At 70.5% G+C, this 15,208-nt stretch carries 15 protein-coding genes; 14 read left to right on the forward strand and 1 reads right to left on the reverse strand.

Translation table 11 applies throughout. The annotated features are described in order from the left end of the window. Position 1: 1 nt before the first annotated feature. From LY41_RS12080 to LY41_RS12145, 14 genes are all read left to right on the forward strand, one after another. The gene (locus LY41_RS12080) at positions 2 to 802 is read left to right on the forward strand and encodes a glucose 1-dehydrogenase (protein ID WP_253863956.1); all 801 of its coding nucleotides are present in this window, start codon (positions 2 to 4) and stop codon (positions 800 to 802) included. A 44-nt stretch (positions 803 to 846) separates the two neighbouring features. Beyond that, positions 847 to 1,635, forward strand: coding sequence for an MlaE family ABC transporter permease (locus tag LY41_RS12085; RefSeq protein WP_253863957.1), 789 nt, complete (start codon positions 847 to 849; stop codon positions 1,633 to 1,635). 4 nt (positions 1,636 to 1,639) lie between these two features. Beyond that, a complete protein-coding gene (locus tag LY41_RS12090) occupies positions 1,640 to 2,560 on the forward strand; it encodes an MlaE family ABC transporter permease (protein WP_253863958.1) in 921 nt (306 codons plus the stop codon). Continuing rightward, positions 2,557 to 3,981, forward strand: coding sequence for an MCE family protein (locus LY41_RS12095; protein ID WP_253863959.1), 1,425 nt, complete (start codon positions 2,557 to 2,559; stop codon positions 3,979 to 3,981). Before LY41_RS12090 ends, LY41_RS12095 begins: the two co-directional genes overlap by 4 nt. Beyond that, positions 3,978 to 5,012 (forward strand): MCE family protein, encoded by a 1,035-nt coding sequence (locus LY41_RS12100; protein ID WP_253863960.1) that lies wholly within the window; start codon positions 3,978 to 3,980, stop codon positions 5,010 to 5,012. The genes LY41_RS12095 and LY41_RS12100 overlap by 4 nt, the downstream gene beginning before the upstream one ends. Beyond that, positions 5,009 to 6,055, forward strand: a complete 1,047-nt coding sequence (locus LY41_RS12105; RefSeq protein WP_253863961.1) for an MCE family protein — start codon at positions 5,009 to 5,011, stop codon at positions 6,053 to 6,055. Before LY41_RS12100 ends, LY41_RS12105 begins: the two co-directional genes overlap by 4 nt. Further along, positions 6,052 to 7,233 (forward strand): MCE family protein, encoded by a 1,182-nt coding sequence (locus LY41_RS12110; RefSeq protein ID WP_253863962.1) that lies wholly within the window; start codon positions 6,052 to 6,054, stop codon positions 7,231 to 7,233. Before LY41_RS12105 ends, LY41_RS12110 begins: the two co-directional genes overlap by 4 nt. 77 nt (positions 7,234 to 7,310) lie before the next feature. After that, entirely contained in the window at positions 7,311 to 8,522 is a 1,212-nt protein-coding gene (locus LY41_RS12115; RefSeq protein ID WP_253864103.1) for an MCE family protein, read from the forward strand. Further along, complete coding sequence (locus tag LY41_RS12120; RefSeq protein ID WP_253863963.1) at positions 8,522 to 9,886, forward strand: MCE family protein; 1,365 nt, start codon at positions 8,522 to 8,524, stop codon at positions 9,884 to 9,886. Before LY41_RS12115 ends, LY41_RS12120 begins: the two co-directional genes overlap by 1 nt. After that, positions 9,883 to 10,395: a hypothetical protein gene (locus LY41_RS12125; RefSeq protein WP_253863964.1), complete on the forward strand. Its 513-nt coding sequence runs from the start codon at positions 9,883 to 9,885 to the stop codon at positions 10,393 to 10,395. Before LY41_RS12120 ends, LY41_RS12125 begins: the two co-directional genes overlap by 4 nt. Next, positions 10,392 to 11,138, forward strand: coding sequence for a hypothetical protein (locus LY41_RS12130; RefSeq protein ID WP_253863965.1), 747 nt, complete (start codon positions 10,392 to 10,394; stop codon positions 11,136 to 11,138). Before LY41_RS12125 ends, LY41_RS12130 begins: the two co-directional genes overlap by 4 nt. A 136-nt stretch (positions 11,139 to 11,274) precedes the next feature. Next, positions 11,275 to 12,504 carry a glycosyltransferase family 4 protein gene (locus LY41_RS12135; protein ID WP_253863966.1) on the forward strand — a complete coding sequence of 410 codons (1,230 nt, stop codon included), beginning with the start codon at positions 11,275 to 11,277 and terminating at the stop codon, positions 12,502 to 12,504. After that, positions 12,505 to 13,311: a class I SAM-dependent methyltransferase gene (locus tag LY41_RS12140; protein WP_253863967.1), complete on the forward strand. Its 807-nt coding sequence runs from the start codon at positions 12,505 to 12,507 to the stop codon at positions 13,309 to 13,311. Next, the gene (locus tag LY41_RS12145; protein ID WP_253863968.1) at positions 13,298 to 14,383 is read left to right on the forward strand and encodes a prenyltransferase; all 1,086 of its coding nucleotides are present in this window, start codon (positions 13,298 to 13,300) and stop codon (positions 14,381 to 14,383) included. Before LY41_RS12140 ends, LY41_RS12145 begins: the two co-directional genes overlap by 14 nt. Here the strand turns inward: LY41_RS12145 and LY41_RS12150 are convergent. After that, positions 14,359 to 15,045, reverse strand: a complete 687-nt coding sequence (locus LY41_RS12150) for a class I SAM-dependent methyltransferase (RefSeq protein WP_253863969.1) — start codon at positions 15,043 to 15,045, stop codon at positions 14,359 to 14,361. The two genes, LY41_RS12145 and LY41_RS12150, sit on opposite strands and share 25 nt — an antisense overlap. Positions 15,046 to 15,208 lie beyond the last annotated feature (163 nt).

Here is a 15,208-nt window from a genome sequence, read left to right on the forward strand (position 1 = left end):
GATGACGACGACACCTGGGACGGTCACGAACGGGTCACGGCTCTCGGGAAAGATCGCACTGATCACCGGTGCGGCGGGCGGCCAGGGAGCGGCGTTCGCGCGCAGGCTGGCCGCCGAGGGCGCGCGTGTGCTGGTCACCGACGTCGAGGACGCCGAAGGCAAGGAGGTCGCGGCGCAGTTGTGCGCCCACCGCGCCGGGGCGGCGGCCTACCAGCGGCTCGACGTGGCGTCCGAAGAGGACTGGACGTCCGCGCTCGAGCGTGTCACCGAGGAGTTCGGCCCGCCGAACGTGCTGGTCAACAACGCCGGACTGCTGCACTTCTCGGAGCTGGAGCACACGACGCTGGCCGACTACGAGCGGCTTCTCCGGGTGAACCAGATCGGCACATTCCTCGGGATGCGTGCGGCCGTGGCGCCCATGACGTCGGCGGGCGGCGGTTCGATCGTCAACCTGTCGTCGGTCGAAGGACTGGCCGGCATGCCGAACGTCGCGGCGTACACGGCCACGAAGTTCGCGATCCGCGGCATGACGAAGGTGGCGGCGCTGGAGCTGGGCGGGAAGGGGATCCGGGTCAACTCGGTGCACCCGGGCATGATCGACACTGCCATGATCCGCAGGTTCACCGGTGAGGACACCGATCTCTCCCCGGTGGGCGGGAAGGTCGCGCTGGGGCGCGTCGGTGCACCCGAGGAGATCGCGGGCCTCGTCGCGTTCCTGGCGAGTGACGACAGCTCCTACAGCACGGGAGCCGAGTTCGTCGCCGACGGCGGCGCCACCGCGACCCACGCGCTGAAGTCCTAGGAGCTCGGCACGTCAGTAACCGGCAGGCCGGCGCAGGAGGTGTCATGACCACACGGACGGCTTCCCTCCCGGGCACCGCCGCGCTGGCCCAGGTCGGCCGGCTCACGACGTTGTCGTGGCAGGTGCTCACCGCGATCCCGCGGCGGCCGTTCCAGTGGCGCGAATGGATCCAGCAGTGTTGGTTCTTCGCCAGTGTCACGATCCTGCCGACCGCGCTGGTGGCGATTCCGTTCGGCGCGGTGATCGCGCTGCAGCTGGGCTCGCTGACCCAGCAGATCGGCGCCCAGTCGTTCACCGGTGCGGCCAGCGCGCTGGCGATCGTGCAGCAGGCGAGCCCGCTGATCACGGCGCTGCTCGTCGCGGGTGCGGGCGGTAGCGCCGTGTGTGCCGACATCGGTGCCCGCAAGATCCGCGAGGAGATCGACGCGATGGAGGTGCTCGGGGTCGACCCGATCCAGCGCCTCATCGTGCCGCGGGTGCTCGCGGCGATCATCGTGTCGGTCCTGCTCAACGGTCTGGTCAGCGTCGTCGGCGTGCTCGGCGGTTACTTCTTCAACGTCGTCATGCAGGGCGGCACACCGGGCGCGTACTTGGCGAGCTTCAACGCGCTCGCACAGTTGCCGGATCTGTGGATCAGCGAGATCAAGGCCGTGATCTACGGATTCTTCGCCGGCGTGGTCGCCGCGTTCCGCGGGCTCAACCCGTCCGGTGGACCGAAGGGTGTCGGTGACGCCGTGAACCAGGCGGTCGTGATCACGTTCCTGCTGTTGTTCCTCATCAACGTGGTGCTCACGGCCGTGTACCTGCAGCTCGTCCCACCGAAGGCGTTGTGACGCCATGACCTCGACCCAGGGCCGGGATTCCGAGTCCACCGCAGAGCCGCGCACGCCGGCACGGCCGGGCGCATCCCCGCAGCGCGGCCCGCGCTCCGACGAGCGGGTGCTCGAGGCCATCGCGCGGCCGGGCGCGCTGTTCGAGGGCCTCGGCGAGCAGCTGCTGTTCTACCTCAAGGTGCTCGCCTGGGTGCCGCGCACGGTCCGGCGCTACAGCAAGGAGACGTTGCGGCTGCTGACCGAGGTGTGCTTCGGCACCGGTGGACTGGCCGTCATCGGCGGCACCCTCGGCGTGATGATCGGCATGACTCTGTTCACCGGGCTCATCGTCGGCATCCAGGGCTATGCGGCGCTCGAACAGCTCGGCACGGCCGCGCTGACGGGTTTCATCTCCGCCTACTTCAACACCCGCGAGGTGGCGCCGCTCGCCGCCGGCCTGGCCCTCTCGTCCACCGTCGGCTGCGGGTTCACCGCCCAGCTCGGCGCGATGCGGATCTCCGAGGAGATCGACGCCATGGAGGTCATGGGCATCCCGAGCCTGCCGTATCTGGTCACGACGCGGGTGATCGCCGGGGTCGTGGCGGTGATCCCGCTGTACGCGGTGGGACTGCTGTCGTCGTATCTGGCCTCCCGCCAGGTGACGATCTGGATGTACGGGCAGTCCGCGGGCACGTACGACCACTACTTCCACCTGTTCCTCCCGCCGGAGGACGTGCTGTGGTCGTTCCTCAAGGTGATCATCTTCAGCACCATCGTGATCATGTCGCACTGCTTCTACGGCTACTACGCCCGCGGCGGGCCCGCGGGCGTGGGAACCGCCGTGGGCCGGGCGGTGCGGACGTCGATCGTCCTGGTCGCGGTGCTGGACTTCTTCCTCAGCCTCGCGATCTGGGGCGCGAGCACGACGGTGAGGTTGTCCGGATGAGTACGCCGAAGGTGGTGGTGCGCCGGCTCGGGCTGCAGCTGCTCGGGCTGATCTTCCTCGTCGTGGCTGCCCTGTTCATCACCACGACGATCGCGATCTACAACAAGGCGTTCTCCGACGCGGTCCCCGTCCGTCTCGAGGCCTCCACCGCGGGCAACCAGCTGCGCCAGGGTGCCGACGTGAAGATCCGCGGCATGCGCGTGGGGGAGGTGCGGTCGGTGGCGACCGACGGGGAGAAGGCGATTCTCGAGCTGGCGATCGAGCGTGACCGGATCGAGGCCGTGCCCGCGGGGGTGTCGGCGAGGCTGCTGCCGAAAACGCTGTTCGGCGAGCGCTATGTGGCGCTGCAACCGCCGAAGGGGTCGGACGGTTCCGGGGAGGTGGTGCCGTTGGCGGCCGGTGACGTCATCACCCAGGACCGCAGCCGCTCGGCGGTCGAGCTGGAGGAGGTGTTGTCCAATGTGCTCCCGCTGCTCCAGTCGGTGCAGCCCCAGAAGCTCGCCGGCACGCTGTCGTCGGTGTCCGACGCGCTGGAGGGGCGCGGCGAGCAGCTCGGGGACACGCTCGTGGGGCTGTCGGAATATCTGAAGGACTTCAACCCGTCGTTGCCGGACCTGTCGCACGACATCGAGGCGGTGGCCGACGTGGCCGGCATCTACCGCGAGGCGGCGCCCGACTTCCTCGCCGCGATGCGGGATCTGACCACGACGACCCGCACGATCGTCGAGAAACGGCAGGGGCTGGCAGGCGTGTACGAGAGCGTGTCCCGTGCGTCCGGGAACCTGGAGCGGTTCCTCGCCGCCAACGAACAGAACATCATCCGCCTGACGACGACCTCGCAGTCCACACTGGACGTGCTTGCCGAGTACGCGCCGCAGTACCCGTGCATGTTCCGGCAGTTCGCCGAGGCCGTGCCGAACGCGAAGGCGGCCTTCGGACACGGCGAGGACGAGATGAACCATGTCGTGATCCGGATGCTGGCCGACAACCGCGGCAAGTACGAGCCGGGAGTCGACGAGCCGCAGTACAACGACAAGCGCGGCCCGAGGTGCTACCCGCAGAAGGTGCCACCCGAGCGGTTTCCGCAGTATCCGCCGGAAGGTCCGCTCGAGGACGGGTCGACCCATCCGGCGCCGTCGAAGAACTCCGGACCGCTCCCGGGGCCGGTGCTGGGCTACGACGTGCCGTTCCCCGCCGACGGTGACGACAAGGCCGCGCTGCAGGGCCGGTCGAGCGCGGCGTCGGGCGGCGGCGGTGCGCCGCAGGGACGGGTCTCGTCGCCCGCGAATTCGGCCGCCGAACACCGGCTGATCGGGGTGCTGCAGTCGCCGAACACCGGGATCGCGCCGGACGAGCTGCCGGGCTGGGGCGGCGTGCTGCTCGGCCCGCTCTACCGCGGCACAACAGTGGAGCTGCGATGAGGAGTATCACCGGACCACTGCTGAAGATCTCGGTGTTCGCCGTCGTGACGGTGCTGCTGACCGGAATGCTGGCCGCGACCATCGCCAACACGAACTTCGGCGACGCCTCGGGCTACACCGCACGGTTCGTCGACGTGTCGGGTCTGGCCGAGGGCGACGACGTCCGGATCGCGGGCGTGAAGGTCGGTCAGGTCAGGGAGATCACCGTCGGCGAGGGCGACCACGCGGAAGTCCGGTTCGACGTCGACGGTGAGCGCGAGCTGCCCGCTCTGGTGACGGCGACGGTGAAATACCGCAACCTCATCGGACAGCGGTACGTGGCGCTCGGTACCGATGTGCCCGACCGGGGCCGCCTCGAACCCGGCGGGGTGATCCCGCCGGAGCGGACGAGCCCCGCGCTCAACCTGACGGTGCTGTTCAACGGCTTCCAGCCGCTGTTCCGCGCACTCGACCCGAAGGAGATCAACCAGCTCTCCTACGAGATCATCCGAGTGTTCCAGGGCGAGGGCGGCACGGTGCGCAGCCTGCTGTCGCACACGGCGTCGCTGACCTCGACCCTCGCGTCGAAGGACCGGGTCATCGGGCAGACCATCGACAATCTCAACCGTGTCCTCGGCACCGTCAACTCGCGCACGCCGCAGGTGAAAAGCCTCGTGTCGACGACGCAGCAGCTGGTGAGCGGGCTGGCGAAACAGCGCAAGCCGATCGGCGAGGCCGTGTCCGGGCTGGCCGAGCTGACCACGGCGACCAGCGGGCTGCTCGAGGACGCGCGGCAGCCGCTGCGCCAGGACGTGGCGTCGCTGCGGAAGCTGGCGAGCGGTCTGGCCGGCTCGCGCGAGCTGATCGACGAGGTGCTCACGACGCTGCCGGGGCACCTGCAGAAGTTCACGCGCGCGGTCAGCTACGGCAGCTGGTTCAACTACTTCTTGTGTGATTTGAGCGGGACGGTCGGTATCAAGGCCCTCAATGTCGAGGTGCCGATTCTGCCGCTGCCCGCGACGGAGCAGCCGGAGAGGTGCCAGACGGAGTGAAACCGCTGAAGGAACGCAACCAGGCCGCGGTGGGGCTCGTGGCCCTCGTGCTGGTCGTGCTCGTGACCGTCACCGTCTACCGGGCCGACGAGATCCCGATTCTGAGCGACCGCACGAGTTATGCCGCGCACTTCGCCGAGTCCGCGGGCTTGGCCGAGGGCAACGACGTGCAGCTGGCGGGCGTGAAGGTCGGCGAGGTCGACGAGGTCGTGCTCGACGGCACGCACGTGCGCGCGACGTTCTCGCTCGACGGTGTCGACACCTCCCGGATCGGTGCTCGGACGAAGGCGTCGATCGAGATCAAGACGCTGCTGGGCGAGAAGTACCTCGGGCTCGAGCCGGAGGGTGACACGCCGCAGGATCCGGCGGAGCCGATTCCGGTGCGGCGCACGGAAACGCCGTTCGAATTGCAGGACGCGTTCGACCGGCTCTCCGGAACCGTCGAGGACATCGACACCGACCAGCTCGCGAAGAGCTTCGACGTGGCGGCCGAGACGTTCGCCGACACCCCCGAGCCGATGACCGAGGCGCTGGAGGGGCTCTCTGCGCTCTCGGAGACGGTGTCGTCACGCGACGCCGAACTCGGCAGGTTGCTGTCGAACACCCGCAAGATCACCGGCACGCTCCGCAGCAGGAACACGCAGCTGCGCAAGGTCATCGGTGACGGCAACACGCTGCTGACCGAACTGCAGGACCGGCGGCAGGCCATCAATCGGCTGCTGGTCGGCACCCGGCAGGTCTCGCAACAATTGTCCGGCGTCGTCGACGACAACCGGGAGCAGCTGCGGCCCGCGCTACGGGAACTGAGCAAGGTCACCACCGTGCTGCAGCGGAACCAGAGCAACCTGGACCGGGGCCTGGAACTGCTCGCGCCGTTCACGCGGCTCGGGACCAACGTGACCGGCAACGGCCGCTGGTTCGACGGCTACATCTGCGGGCTGCTGCCGCCGACGATCAACACGGGAACCGGGTACGAGTACAACTCGGAGGGCTGCATCGGTGACATGGCCGCACCGGACCAGGGTGCCGGAGGTGACCGATGACGATGGACACGCGCTCGGGCAGGAGCCTGTACCGCTGGCTGGCCACGGCCTGCGTCGCCGCGTTGCTGCTGACCGCGGGCGGCTGGTGGCTGTTGCGCGAGGAGGCGGGCACCCGGGTGAGCGCCCACTTCGACCGCGCGGTCGGGCTGTACGCGGGCTCGACGGTGCGCGTCCTGGGCATCGAGGTCGGCGAGATCACGCGGGTGCAGCCGCGCGGTGAGCAGGTCGTGGTGACCATGCGGGTCGACGACGGGGTGCAGGTGCCGCGCGACGCCGACGCGGTGGTCGTCTCGCCGAGCCTCGTCAGCGACCGCTACGTGCAGCTGACGCCGGTGTACGACGGCGGTCCGGTGATGTCGTCGGGCACCGTCATCCCACGTGAGCGCACCGCCACGCCGATGGAGATCGACGACCTGTACGCGAGCCTGGACGAACTGTCGACGGCGCTCGGGCCGGACGGGGCGAACTCCGACGGGGCACTGTCGCGGGTGCTCGACACGACCGCGGCCAACCTCGACGGCAACGGGCGGAATCTGAACACCACGGTTACGAAACTGTCCGAACTGGCCACGACGCTCGACGGCTCGTCCGAGGACCTGTTCGCGACGGTGCGGAACCTGCAGAAGTTCACCGAACTGCTCGCCACGAGCGATGCGCAGCTCAACCGCTTCTACGAGCGGCTGAGCGAGGTGAGCGGATTCCTCGCGGAGGACTCCGACGACGTCGGCAAGGCGCTGTCGTCGCTGGGCGGGGCGCTGGGCAAGGTGAAGGGCTTCGTCGGCGAGAACAGGAAGGCGCTGTCGGACAACATCGGCAAACTCGAAGGCATCACCCGGGTACTGGCCGATCAGCGCGCCGCGGTCGCGGAGATCGCCGACGTGGCGCCGCTCGGGCTGTCGAACTTCATCAACTCCTACGACGCCGCATCCGGGTCGATCGCGATCCGCTACAACTTCAACGAGCTGACCAACCCGCTGATGACGAGCGCGTGCAAGCTGACGAAGTCGTTGGCCGACCACCGCATCCCGGCCTCGCTCGACAAGTTGTGCGAGATCCTCGGGCCGGTCGTCGACGGCGCGGCGAAGCTGCCGTCGGTCTCGCAGTTGCTGGCCTCGATCCAGAACGGGGAGCTGCCGCCGTTGCCCCTTCCGTCGATCGTCGCACCGGGAGGCCGGTGATGACGGTGACGACAGTGACAGCGGTGACGACAGTGACAGCGGCGGAGCGCAGGCCGGGTCGAGCACGTCCCGGGCGGATGCGCCGGGCCGTGCACGTGACACTGGTGTCCCTGCTGTTGCTGGTGGCAGGCTGTGGCGACGGCGGGTTCTCGGGGCTGTACAACGCGCCGCTTCCCGGTGGTGCCGACCTCGGCGACCGGCCGTACCGGATCACCGTGCGGTTCCAGGACGTGCTCGACCTCGTGCCGCAGGCGGCGGTGAAGGTCAACGACGTCGCGGTCGGGCGAGTGGAGCGGGTGCGCCTCGCCGAGGACGGGAAGACCGCGCTGGCCGATCTCGCCGTGAACGGGGACATCGGCCTGCCCGCCGATGCGGTGGCGGAGTTGCGCCAGTCGAGTCTGCTCGGCGAGAAGTTCGTCGAGCTGCGTCCGCCCGGCGACGGCGGCACGGGAACGCTCGGCGACGGCGACGTGATCCCACTCGACCGGACGAACCGCAATCCGCAGGTGGAGGAGGTGCTCGGTGCGCTGTCGCTGCTGCTCAACGGTGGCGGAGTGGAACAGATCCGGGACATCGTCGGTGAACTCAACGATGCGCTGAGCGGGAACGAACCGGAGATCAGGGCGTTGCTGACGCGGGTGGACGAACTGGCGACCACATTGGACAACCAGCGTGGCGACATCGTACGGGCCATCGACGGTGTGCACCGGCTGTCGAGCACCCTGTCGACACAGCGCGGACACCTGGCGACGGCGCTGGAGCACCTGGAACCCGGGTTGAAGGTCGTCTCCGGCCAACGGAAGCAGCTGGTCGGCATGCTGACGTCGTTGCGGGAGCTGTCGGGGACCGGCACGCGCGTGATCGATGCGAGCAAGCAGAGCCTCGTCGCGAACCTGCAGGCGCTCACGCCGACGTTGGAGAAACTGGCCGAGACCGGTGCCGATCTGCCGAAGGCGATGCAGCTGCTGCCGAGCTATCCGATTCCGGTGTTCGGGGAGTCGATCATGCAGGGCGATTACGCGAACGTGAGCGTGCGGCTGGATCTGCAGCTCGACGCGATCCTGGAGAACATCGTCAATGCACCCAGATCCGCCGTGCAGCTCCCGGACGACGACGGCACAGGCGCCGATGGGGCGATTCCGTTCAACGACGGGGACAGCCCGCCGCCGCTGCCGTTGCCGGGTTCCTCGCAACCGCTGACCGCCTCGCCGCCGGACGGCGGGCAGGGCCGGTCCGGCGCGGGCGGGGGCTTCGACGGCCTGCTCGGCGGACTGCTGGGAGGTGGCTGATGCGCCTGGAACGCAAGAACCGCGTGCAGCTTGTCGCGTTCGGCCTCATTTCGCTGCTGGCCGTCGGCTACGCGGGTGGCACGTATGCCGGGCTGGACCGGTTGTTCGGCAACCGCGGGTACGTCGTCCACGTCCAGCTCGCCGAGTCGGGTGGCATCTTCGAGAACGCCGAGGTCGCCTACCGCGGTGTGACGGTCGGCCGGGTGGCCGATATCGGCCTCGAAGGAAGCGGGGTGACCGTCGACCTGGACATCGACAGCGACTCGCCGGACATTCCCGCGGACGCCGGTGCCGTTGTCGCCAACCGGTCCGCCGTCGGCGAGCAATATGTCGATTTACGGCCCCGGTCGGGCGACGGACCGTATCTCGAACACGGTTCGACGATCGACAGTTCCCGGACCGGCACACCGGTACCGCCCGGACAGCTACTGGGAAACCTGAACCGTCTCGTGTCCAGTGTGGACCCGGAGTCGTTGCGGACGGTCGTCGACGAACTCGACACCGCCTTCACCGGTGTGGGGCCCGACTTGGGGCGGTTGCTGGATTCGGCGGGTTCGCTCACCGCCGAGGCCGGGGAGAACCTGCCGCAGACGGCGCAACTGCTGCGGCAGAGCCGCACGGTGCTCGACACCCAGCGCCGGAACGCCGAGCAGCTGCGTTCGATCGCCGGTGGCTTCCGCGACATCGCCGCGCAGCTGAAGAAGTCCGATTCCGATCTGCGCAGCGTCATCGACCGGGCACCTGCGGCGAGCCGCGAGATCTCGGCACTGCTCGACGAGTCCGGGACGAGCCTGTCGGTGCTGATCGCGAATCTGCTCACGACCTCGCAGGTGCTCGAGCCGCGCACCGATGCGCTCGAGCACATGCTGGTGGCGCTGCCGATGGTGTCCGGCTTCTCCCGTTCGGTCGTGTCCAACGGCGAAGGGCACCTCGGTTTCGTGCCCACGTTCTTCGACCCGCACGGCTGCACCAAGGGCTACGAGGGCACCGAGCGCCGCACTGCGAACGACACGCGCGACATCGAGCCCAACACCGAGGCCTACTGCGCGGAACCTCCGGGGAGTCCGAGCAGCGTCCGCGGTGCACAGAACGCGCCGGTGGCGGGCGAGCAGGTGCAGGTGCCGGGTGGTGACGGGGACGCGAGTGGTGACTCCGGCGGTGGCACCGACCGGGAGGCGGCACGACGCGGGAACCAGGAGGGACGTGGGGAACGGTCCGGCGGACTGCCCGGGCTGCTCGACTTCTCGGCCACCGGCGATTCCGGCCAGCGTGACTCCGACCAGCGTGATTCGGACCGGGGCGATCCGGCGGACTCCGGGGCGTCCGGCGGCGGGCTGGGCGGCCTGCTGGGGGTGGACGGATGAGGCCGGTACCGCTGCTGCGCCGGGTGGCCCGGGACCGCACCGTCACGGTGCTGCTGGCCGTCGCCGTGATCGCGACCGCAACCTGTGCCGGTCTGGGCTGGCGTTGGTGGGCGGTGGCCCACAGCGAGCCCGCCAGCACGGCCGCCGCCCGTGACGCCGCCGTGCGGGAGAGCACCCGGGCACTGGAGGTGCTCCACACGATCGATCACCGCACCGCCGCATCGGACCTCGACGCGTGGGCACGGGTGACCTCCGGCGCCCTGCACGGCAGGCTGACGGGCGACCGGAAACGGCACATCGACCGCGCCCGCAGCAACGAGACCGTCGCCACGGCAACGGTGACCCGCTCCGCCCTGTCCGAACTGGACGTCGAGGGCGGGACGGCGCGGCTGCTGGCGGTCGTGGACACCGACGTCGGTACGGAGCAGCGGCGCAGCACGCTGATCGCGTCGCTGACGCGGAAGGGGGACCGGTGGACCGTGTCGGACGTGCAGGCGGTGGGATCATGACGCGGCGGACCGGGCGGGAACCCGGCGATCGCGAGGGCGAGATGCCCGGCACGGAAACCGATGCGGAGCCCGGGGACGACGGCGAGGATCGGGGAGGCCGCGACCGGCGGGACGCCGAGGACGAGGATGCCCTCGACGACGAGCGTGCGGCCGGGCAGGACCTTGCGACCGGGGGCCGCGGCACAGCCGACGACGCGTCGGCCGGGACGAAGGTTCCGGCGACGCGGCGAGCCACGGTGCTGGCCGTCCTCGCCGCGGTGTGTGTCGTCGCCACGGCCGGCGCGGTCTGGCTGGGCATGCGCTCGGTGGATGCGGCACCGGACGACGTGGCCCACGTCGACGCAGCGCGGACGCAGCAGTTGGCGGAGGAGATCGATGCCGCCGTCACGGCCGTGTTCTCCTACGACCGCGGTGACCTCGCGCGCACCGAGCGGGCCGCCGACCGGGTGCTGACCGGAAAGGCGCGCCGGGAGTACGACGCGACGTTCGCCCGGCTCCGCGACGGATCGGACAGTGACGCGGACGGCGGGCGCGGAGGTGAGTCCGGCACCGTGCAGTCGACGACGGTCCGCTCGGTCGGGGTGCGCAGTCTGCACGCGGACCGGGCGGAACTGCTCGTACTGGCCGATCAGCGCGTCCTGGGCGAGGATATGCGTCCGCGCAGTTCGGATGCGGTGTGGATCGATGTCGAGGCGGTGCGGGTGGACGGGACCTGGCGCATCTCCCGGATGTCGCCGACGTGACCCTGCCGCCGAGTGCGCAGGTCAGGGCGGTGGGTGAGCAGGGCAGGAGGGCCGGACGTTGGCGGGAAATGAAACATGTTGTCATCGTGCTCGATGATCAGGGCGGTCGTCCGGCGAACGCGGGTGAGGTGAGCGGATGCGGATCGCGTTGTTGTCCTACCGGAGCAAGCCGCACTGCGGCGGGCAGGGCGTGTACGTACGGCACCTCAGCCGTGGGCTGGCCGAGCTCGGGCACGACGTCGAGGTGCTGTCCGGGCAGCCGTATCCGGATCTCGACGATCCGGTCCGGCTCACGCCGGTGCCGAGCCTCGACCTGTACCGCGAGCCGGATCCGTTCCGCACCCCGCGGCTCGGCGAGTACCGCGACGCGATCGACCTGCTCGAGACCGGCGCCATGTGGACGGCCGGGTTCCCCGAGCCGCTGACGTTCAGCCTGCGCGCTGCGCGGTTGCTCCGGGACCGGGCGGCCGACTTCGATGTCGTGCACGACAACCAGTGCCTCGGCTACGGCCTGCTCGGCCTGCAGCGCGCGGGTCTGCCCCTGGTGGCGACGGTGCACCATCCGATCACCCGCGACCGGATCGCCGACCTGGCCGCGGCGCCGTGGCGGCGCAGGCTCGCGGTCCGCCGCTGGTACGGCTTCGTGACGATGCAGGCGCGGGTGGCCCGGCGGCTTCCGCGGTTGATCACCGTGTCGCAGGCGTCGGCGGGCGACATCGCCGAGGATTTCCGGGTGCCGGACGAGCGGCTCACGACGATCCCGCTCGGCGTCGACACGGAGCTGTTCCGCCCGGCCCGGGATCGGGTGCCGGGGCGCATCGTGGCCGTGGCCAGTGCCGACGTGCCGTTGAAAGGCGTCCGCCACCTGCTCGAGTCGGTGGCGAAGCTCCGGGCGGAACGGGACGTGGAGCTGGTGCTGGTCAGCAAGCTCGCCGAGGACGGGCCGACCAGGCGGCTCATCGACGAACTGGCGATCGGTGACGTCGTGCGCGCGGTGCACGGACTGGCCGATGACGAGCTGGCCGGTCTGCTGGCCTCCGCGGAGGTGGCCTGCGTGCCGTCGCTCTACGAGGGATTCTCGCTGCCGACGGTCGAGGCGATGGCGTGTGGCACGCCCCTGGTGGTGAGCCGCGCGGGCGCGCTGCCGGAGGTGGTGGGCGACTGCGCCCGGCTGGTGCCACCCGGCGACACCGAGGCGCTGACGCGGGAACTGGCCACGGTGCTCGACGACCGGGGTCTGCGCGGCCGACTCGGCGAGGCGGGACGGGCGCGGGCCCTCGAACGATACAGCTGGCGATCCGTCGCGGCGTCCACAGTGGATGCATACCGCGAGGTGATCGACCGGACACGGCGAAAGGCGGAATAGATGCTGACGGTGGACTTCGACCGCATCGGGGTGGGACCGGATGCGACGGTGATCGACGTCGGCTGCGGTGCGGGCAGGCACGCGTTCGAGGCCTACCGGCGGGGCGCCGACGTCGTGGCGTTCGATCAGGACAAGTCCGAGCTCGCCGAGGTCGAGACGATGTTCGCCGCGATGTCGGCCGAAGGGCAGGTGCCCGACGGGGCGGCGGCCACCACGGTGGCGGGCGACGCGCTGCGGCTGCCGTTCCCGGACGGGACGTTCGACTGCGTGATCGCCTCCGAGATCCTGGAGCACGTTCCCGAGGACGAGCGGGCGATCGCCGAGCTGGTGCGCGTGGCGCGGCCCGGCGGGTCCGTCGTCGTCACGGTGCCGCGGTGGCTGCCGGAACGCGTGTGCTGGCTGCTCTCGGACGCTTACCACGAGGTCGAGGGCGGGCACGTGCGCATCTACCGGGGCGACGAACTGCGCGGCAAGCTGAGCTCCGCCGGGCTGCGGCCCGTCGCCGCCGAGCACGCCCATGCACTGCACGCGCCGTACTGGTGGCTCAAGTGCGCCGTCGGACCCGACAACGACGACAATCCGCTGGTCAAGGCGTACCACCGGCTGCTGGTGTGGGACATGCTGCGCGCCCCCTGGCCGACGCGCACCGCCGAGCGGCTGCTCGACCCCGTGCTCGGCAAGAGCCTCGCGCTGTACAGCGTCAAGGACGAGGGCGCGGTCAAGGACGAGGGCGCGGCCGGGGACGAGGCCGCAGCCGGGGACGGCGGGACCGGTGGTGGGCAGGGGGTCGCCGGTGCCGCGGACTGACCTGCCCGAGGTCCCCGGCGTCCTGACCGCGTCCGAGATGGCCGCCACGGCGCGGTCGATCGCCGCGGTGCAGGAGAGTTCCGGTGCCGTTCCGTGGTTTCCCGGCGGGCACACCGACCCGTGGGACCACGTCGAATCCGCCATGGCGCTGACGGCCTCCGGGCTCCACGACGAGGCTGCCGCCGCCTACGACTGGTGCCGCTGCACCCAGCGCAGCGACGGTTCCTGGCCCGCGAAGCTCGTCGGCGGCCGCGTCGAGGATCCGGTCACCGACACCAACTTCTGCGCCTACGTGGCTGTCGGCGTGTGGCATCACCTGACCTGCACCGGCGACGACGACTTCGCCCGTCGTATGTGGCCGGTGGTGCGCGCCGCCGTCGACCTCGTGCTGGAGGCGCAGGCCGAACGCGGCGAGGTCGCCTGGGCGCGCGGCGCCGGCGGTGTGTGGGCCGGTGAGGCGTTGCTGTCGGGCTGCGCGAGCATCCATCAGAGCCTGCGATGCGCGCTCGCGCTGGCCGAGTACGTCGAACGGCCGCAGCCGGACTGGGAGGTCGCGCTGGGCAGGCTCGGCCACGCGCTGCGCGCCCACCCCGAGGCGTTCGCGGACAAGAGCCGTTACTCGATGGACTGGTACTACCCGGTGCTCGGGGGCGCCGTCCGCGGGCGCGCCGGGCTCGACCGGATCCGCGGGCGCTGGCGGGACTTCGTCGTCGACGGGCTCGGCGCGCGGTGTGTCGACGACCGGCCGTGGGTCACCGGAGCGGAGACCTGTGAACTCGTGCTCAGTCTCGATGCGCTTGGCGAGGCCGCGCCGGCACGGGAGCTGCTGGCGGCCATGCAGCATCTGCGCGATCCGGACGGCTCGTACTGGACGGGCCACGTCGTCACCGACGGCAAGCGCTGGCCGGAGGAACGGACGACGTGGACCGGCGCGGCGGTGATCCTGGCAGCCGATGCGCTGTCGCGCACCACGCCGTCGTCGGCGATCTTCCGCGGCGACGGCCTCCCCGCGGGACTCGCGTCGGTCGGCGCCGGCTGCTGTGACACCTATGTGACGGGTGTGCCCGGCTGACCGGCGATCCGCCGCAGCAGCCGCATCGAACCGGTCGCCGCGTGTTCGGCGAACTGTCCGGAGGCCAGCGCCCGGCGGAAGATGTGGAACGGCGGGCGGCCGCCGTCGCGCGGGTCGGGGAACACGTCGTGGATGGCCAGCAGTCCGCCAGGCCGCACCCAGGGCGCCCAGCCGGCGAGGTCTGCCTCGGCGGCCTCCTCGGTGTGGCCGCCGTCGATGAACACCAGGTCGGCGGGGGTGCGCCACAGCGCCGCGACCTCCGGCGAGCGGCCGACGACGGCGACGACGGTCTCCTCCAGTCCGGCGCTCGCGATGGTGCGGCGGAAGGCGCCCAGCGTGTCGAGCCTGCCGGTGTGCGGGTCGACGAGGCCGGGGTCGTGGTACTCCCAACCGGGCTGGTGTTCCTCGGAGCCGCGGTGGTGATCGACGGTCACGACCCGTGCGCCCGTCTCCCGCGCGGCCGCGCCCAGGAACACTGTCGACTTGCCGCAGTAGCTGCCGATCTCCACGGCCACGGGGGCCTCGCCGGCGTCGCCGTGCCGGGTGGTCGCCGTCTCGTGCAGTGCGTCGTAGAGGACGAGGCCCTCGTCGGTCGGCATGAAGCCGGGGGCGTCGATCGCGGCGGTCAGCAGCTCGGGTGGCATGGCCGTGGCAGCGGGCATGCCGGGACTGTAGGCGCGCGCCGCCGCGGGCTCAACAGCGGTGTCACCGCGGTTGGAACACGATGCTGTCCGGGTGTGGCGGCGTGGTCGAGTTCGGTATCGACCACCACGTTCGGCTTCGGCCATGAGTTGAAACATGTTTCAGAAATCTGCATCATGTGAG

The sequence above is a fragment of the Prauserella halophila genome, from assembly GCF_024171895.1.
GTDB classification, from domain to species: domain Bacteria; phylum Actinomycetota; class Actinomycetes; order Mycobacteriales; family Pseudonocardiaceae; genus Prauserella; species Prauserella halophila.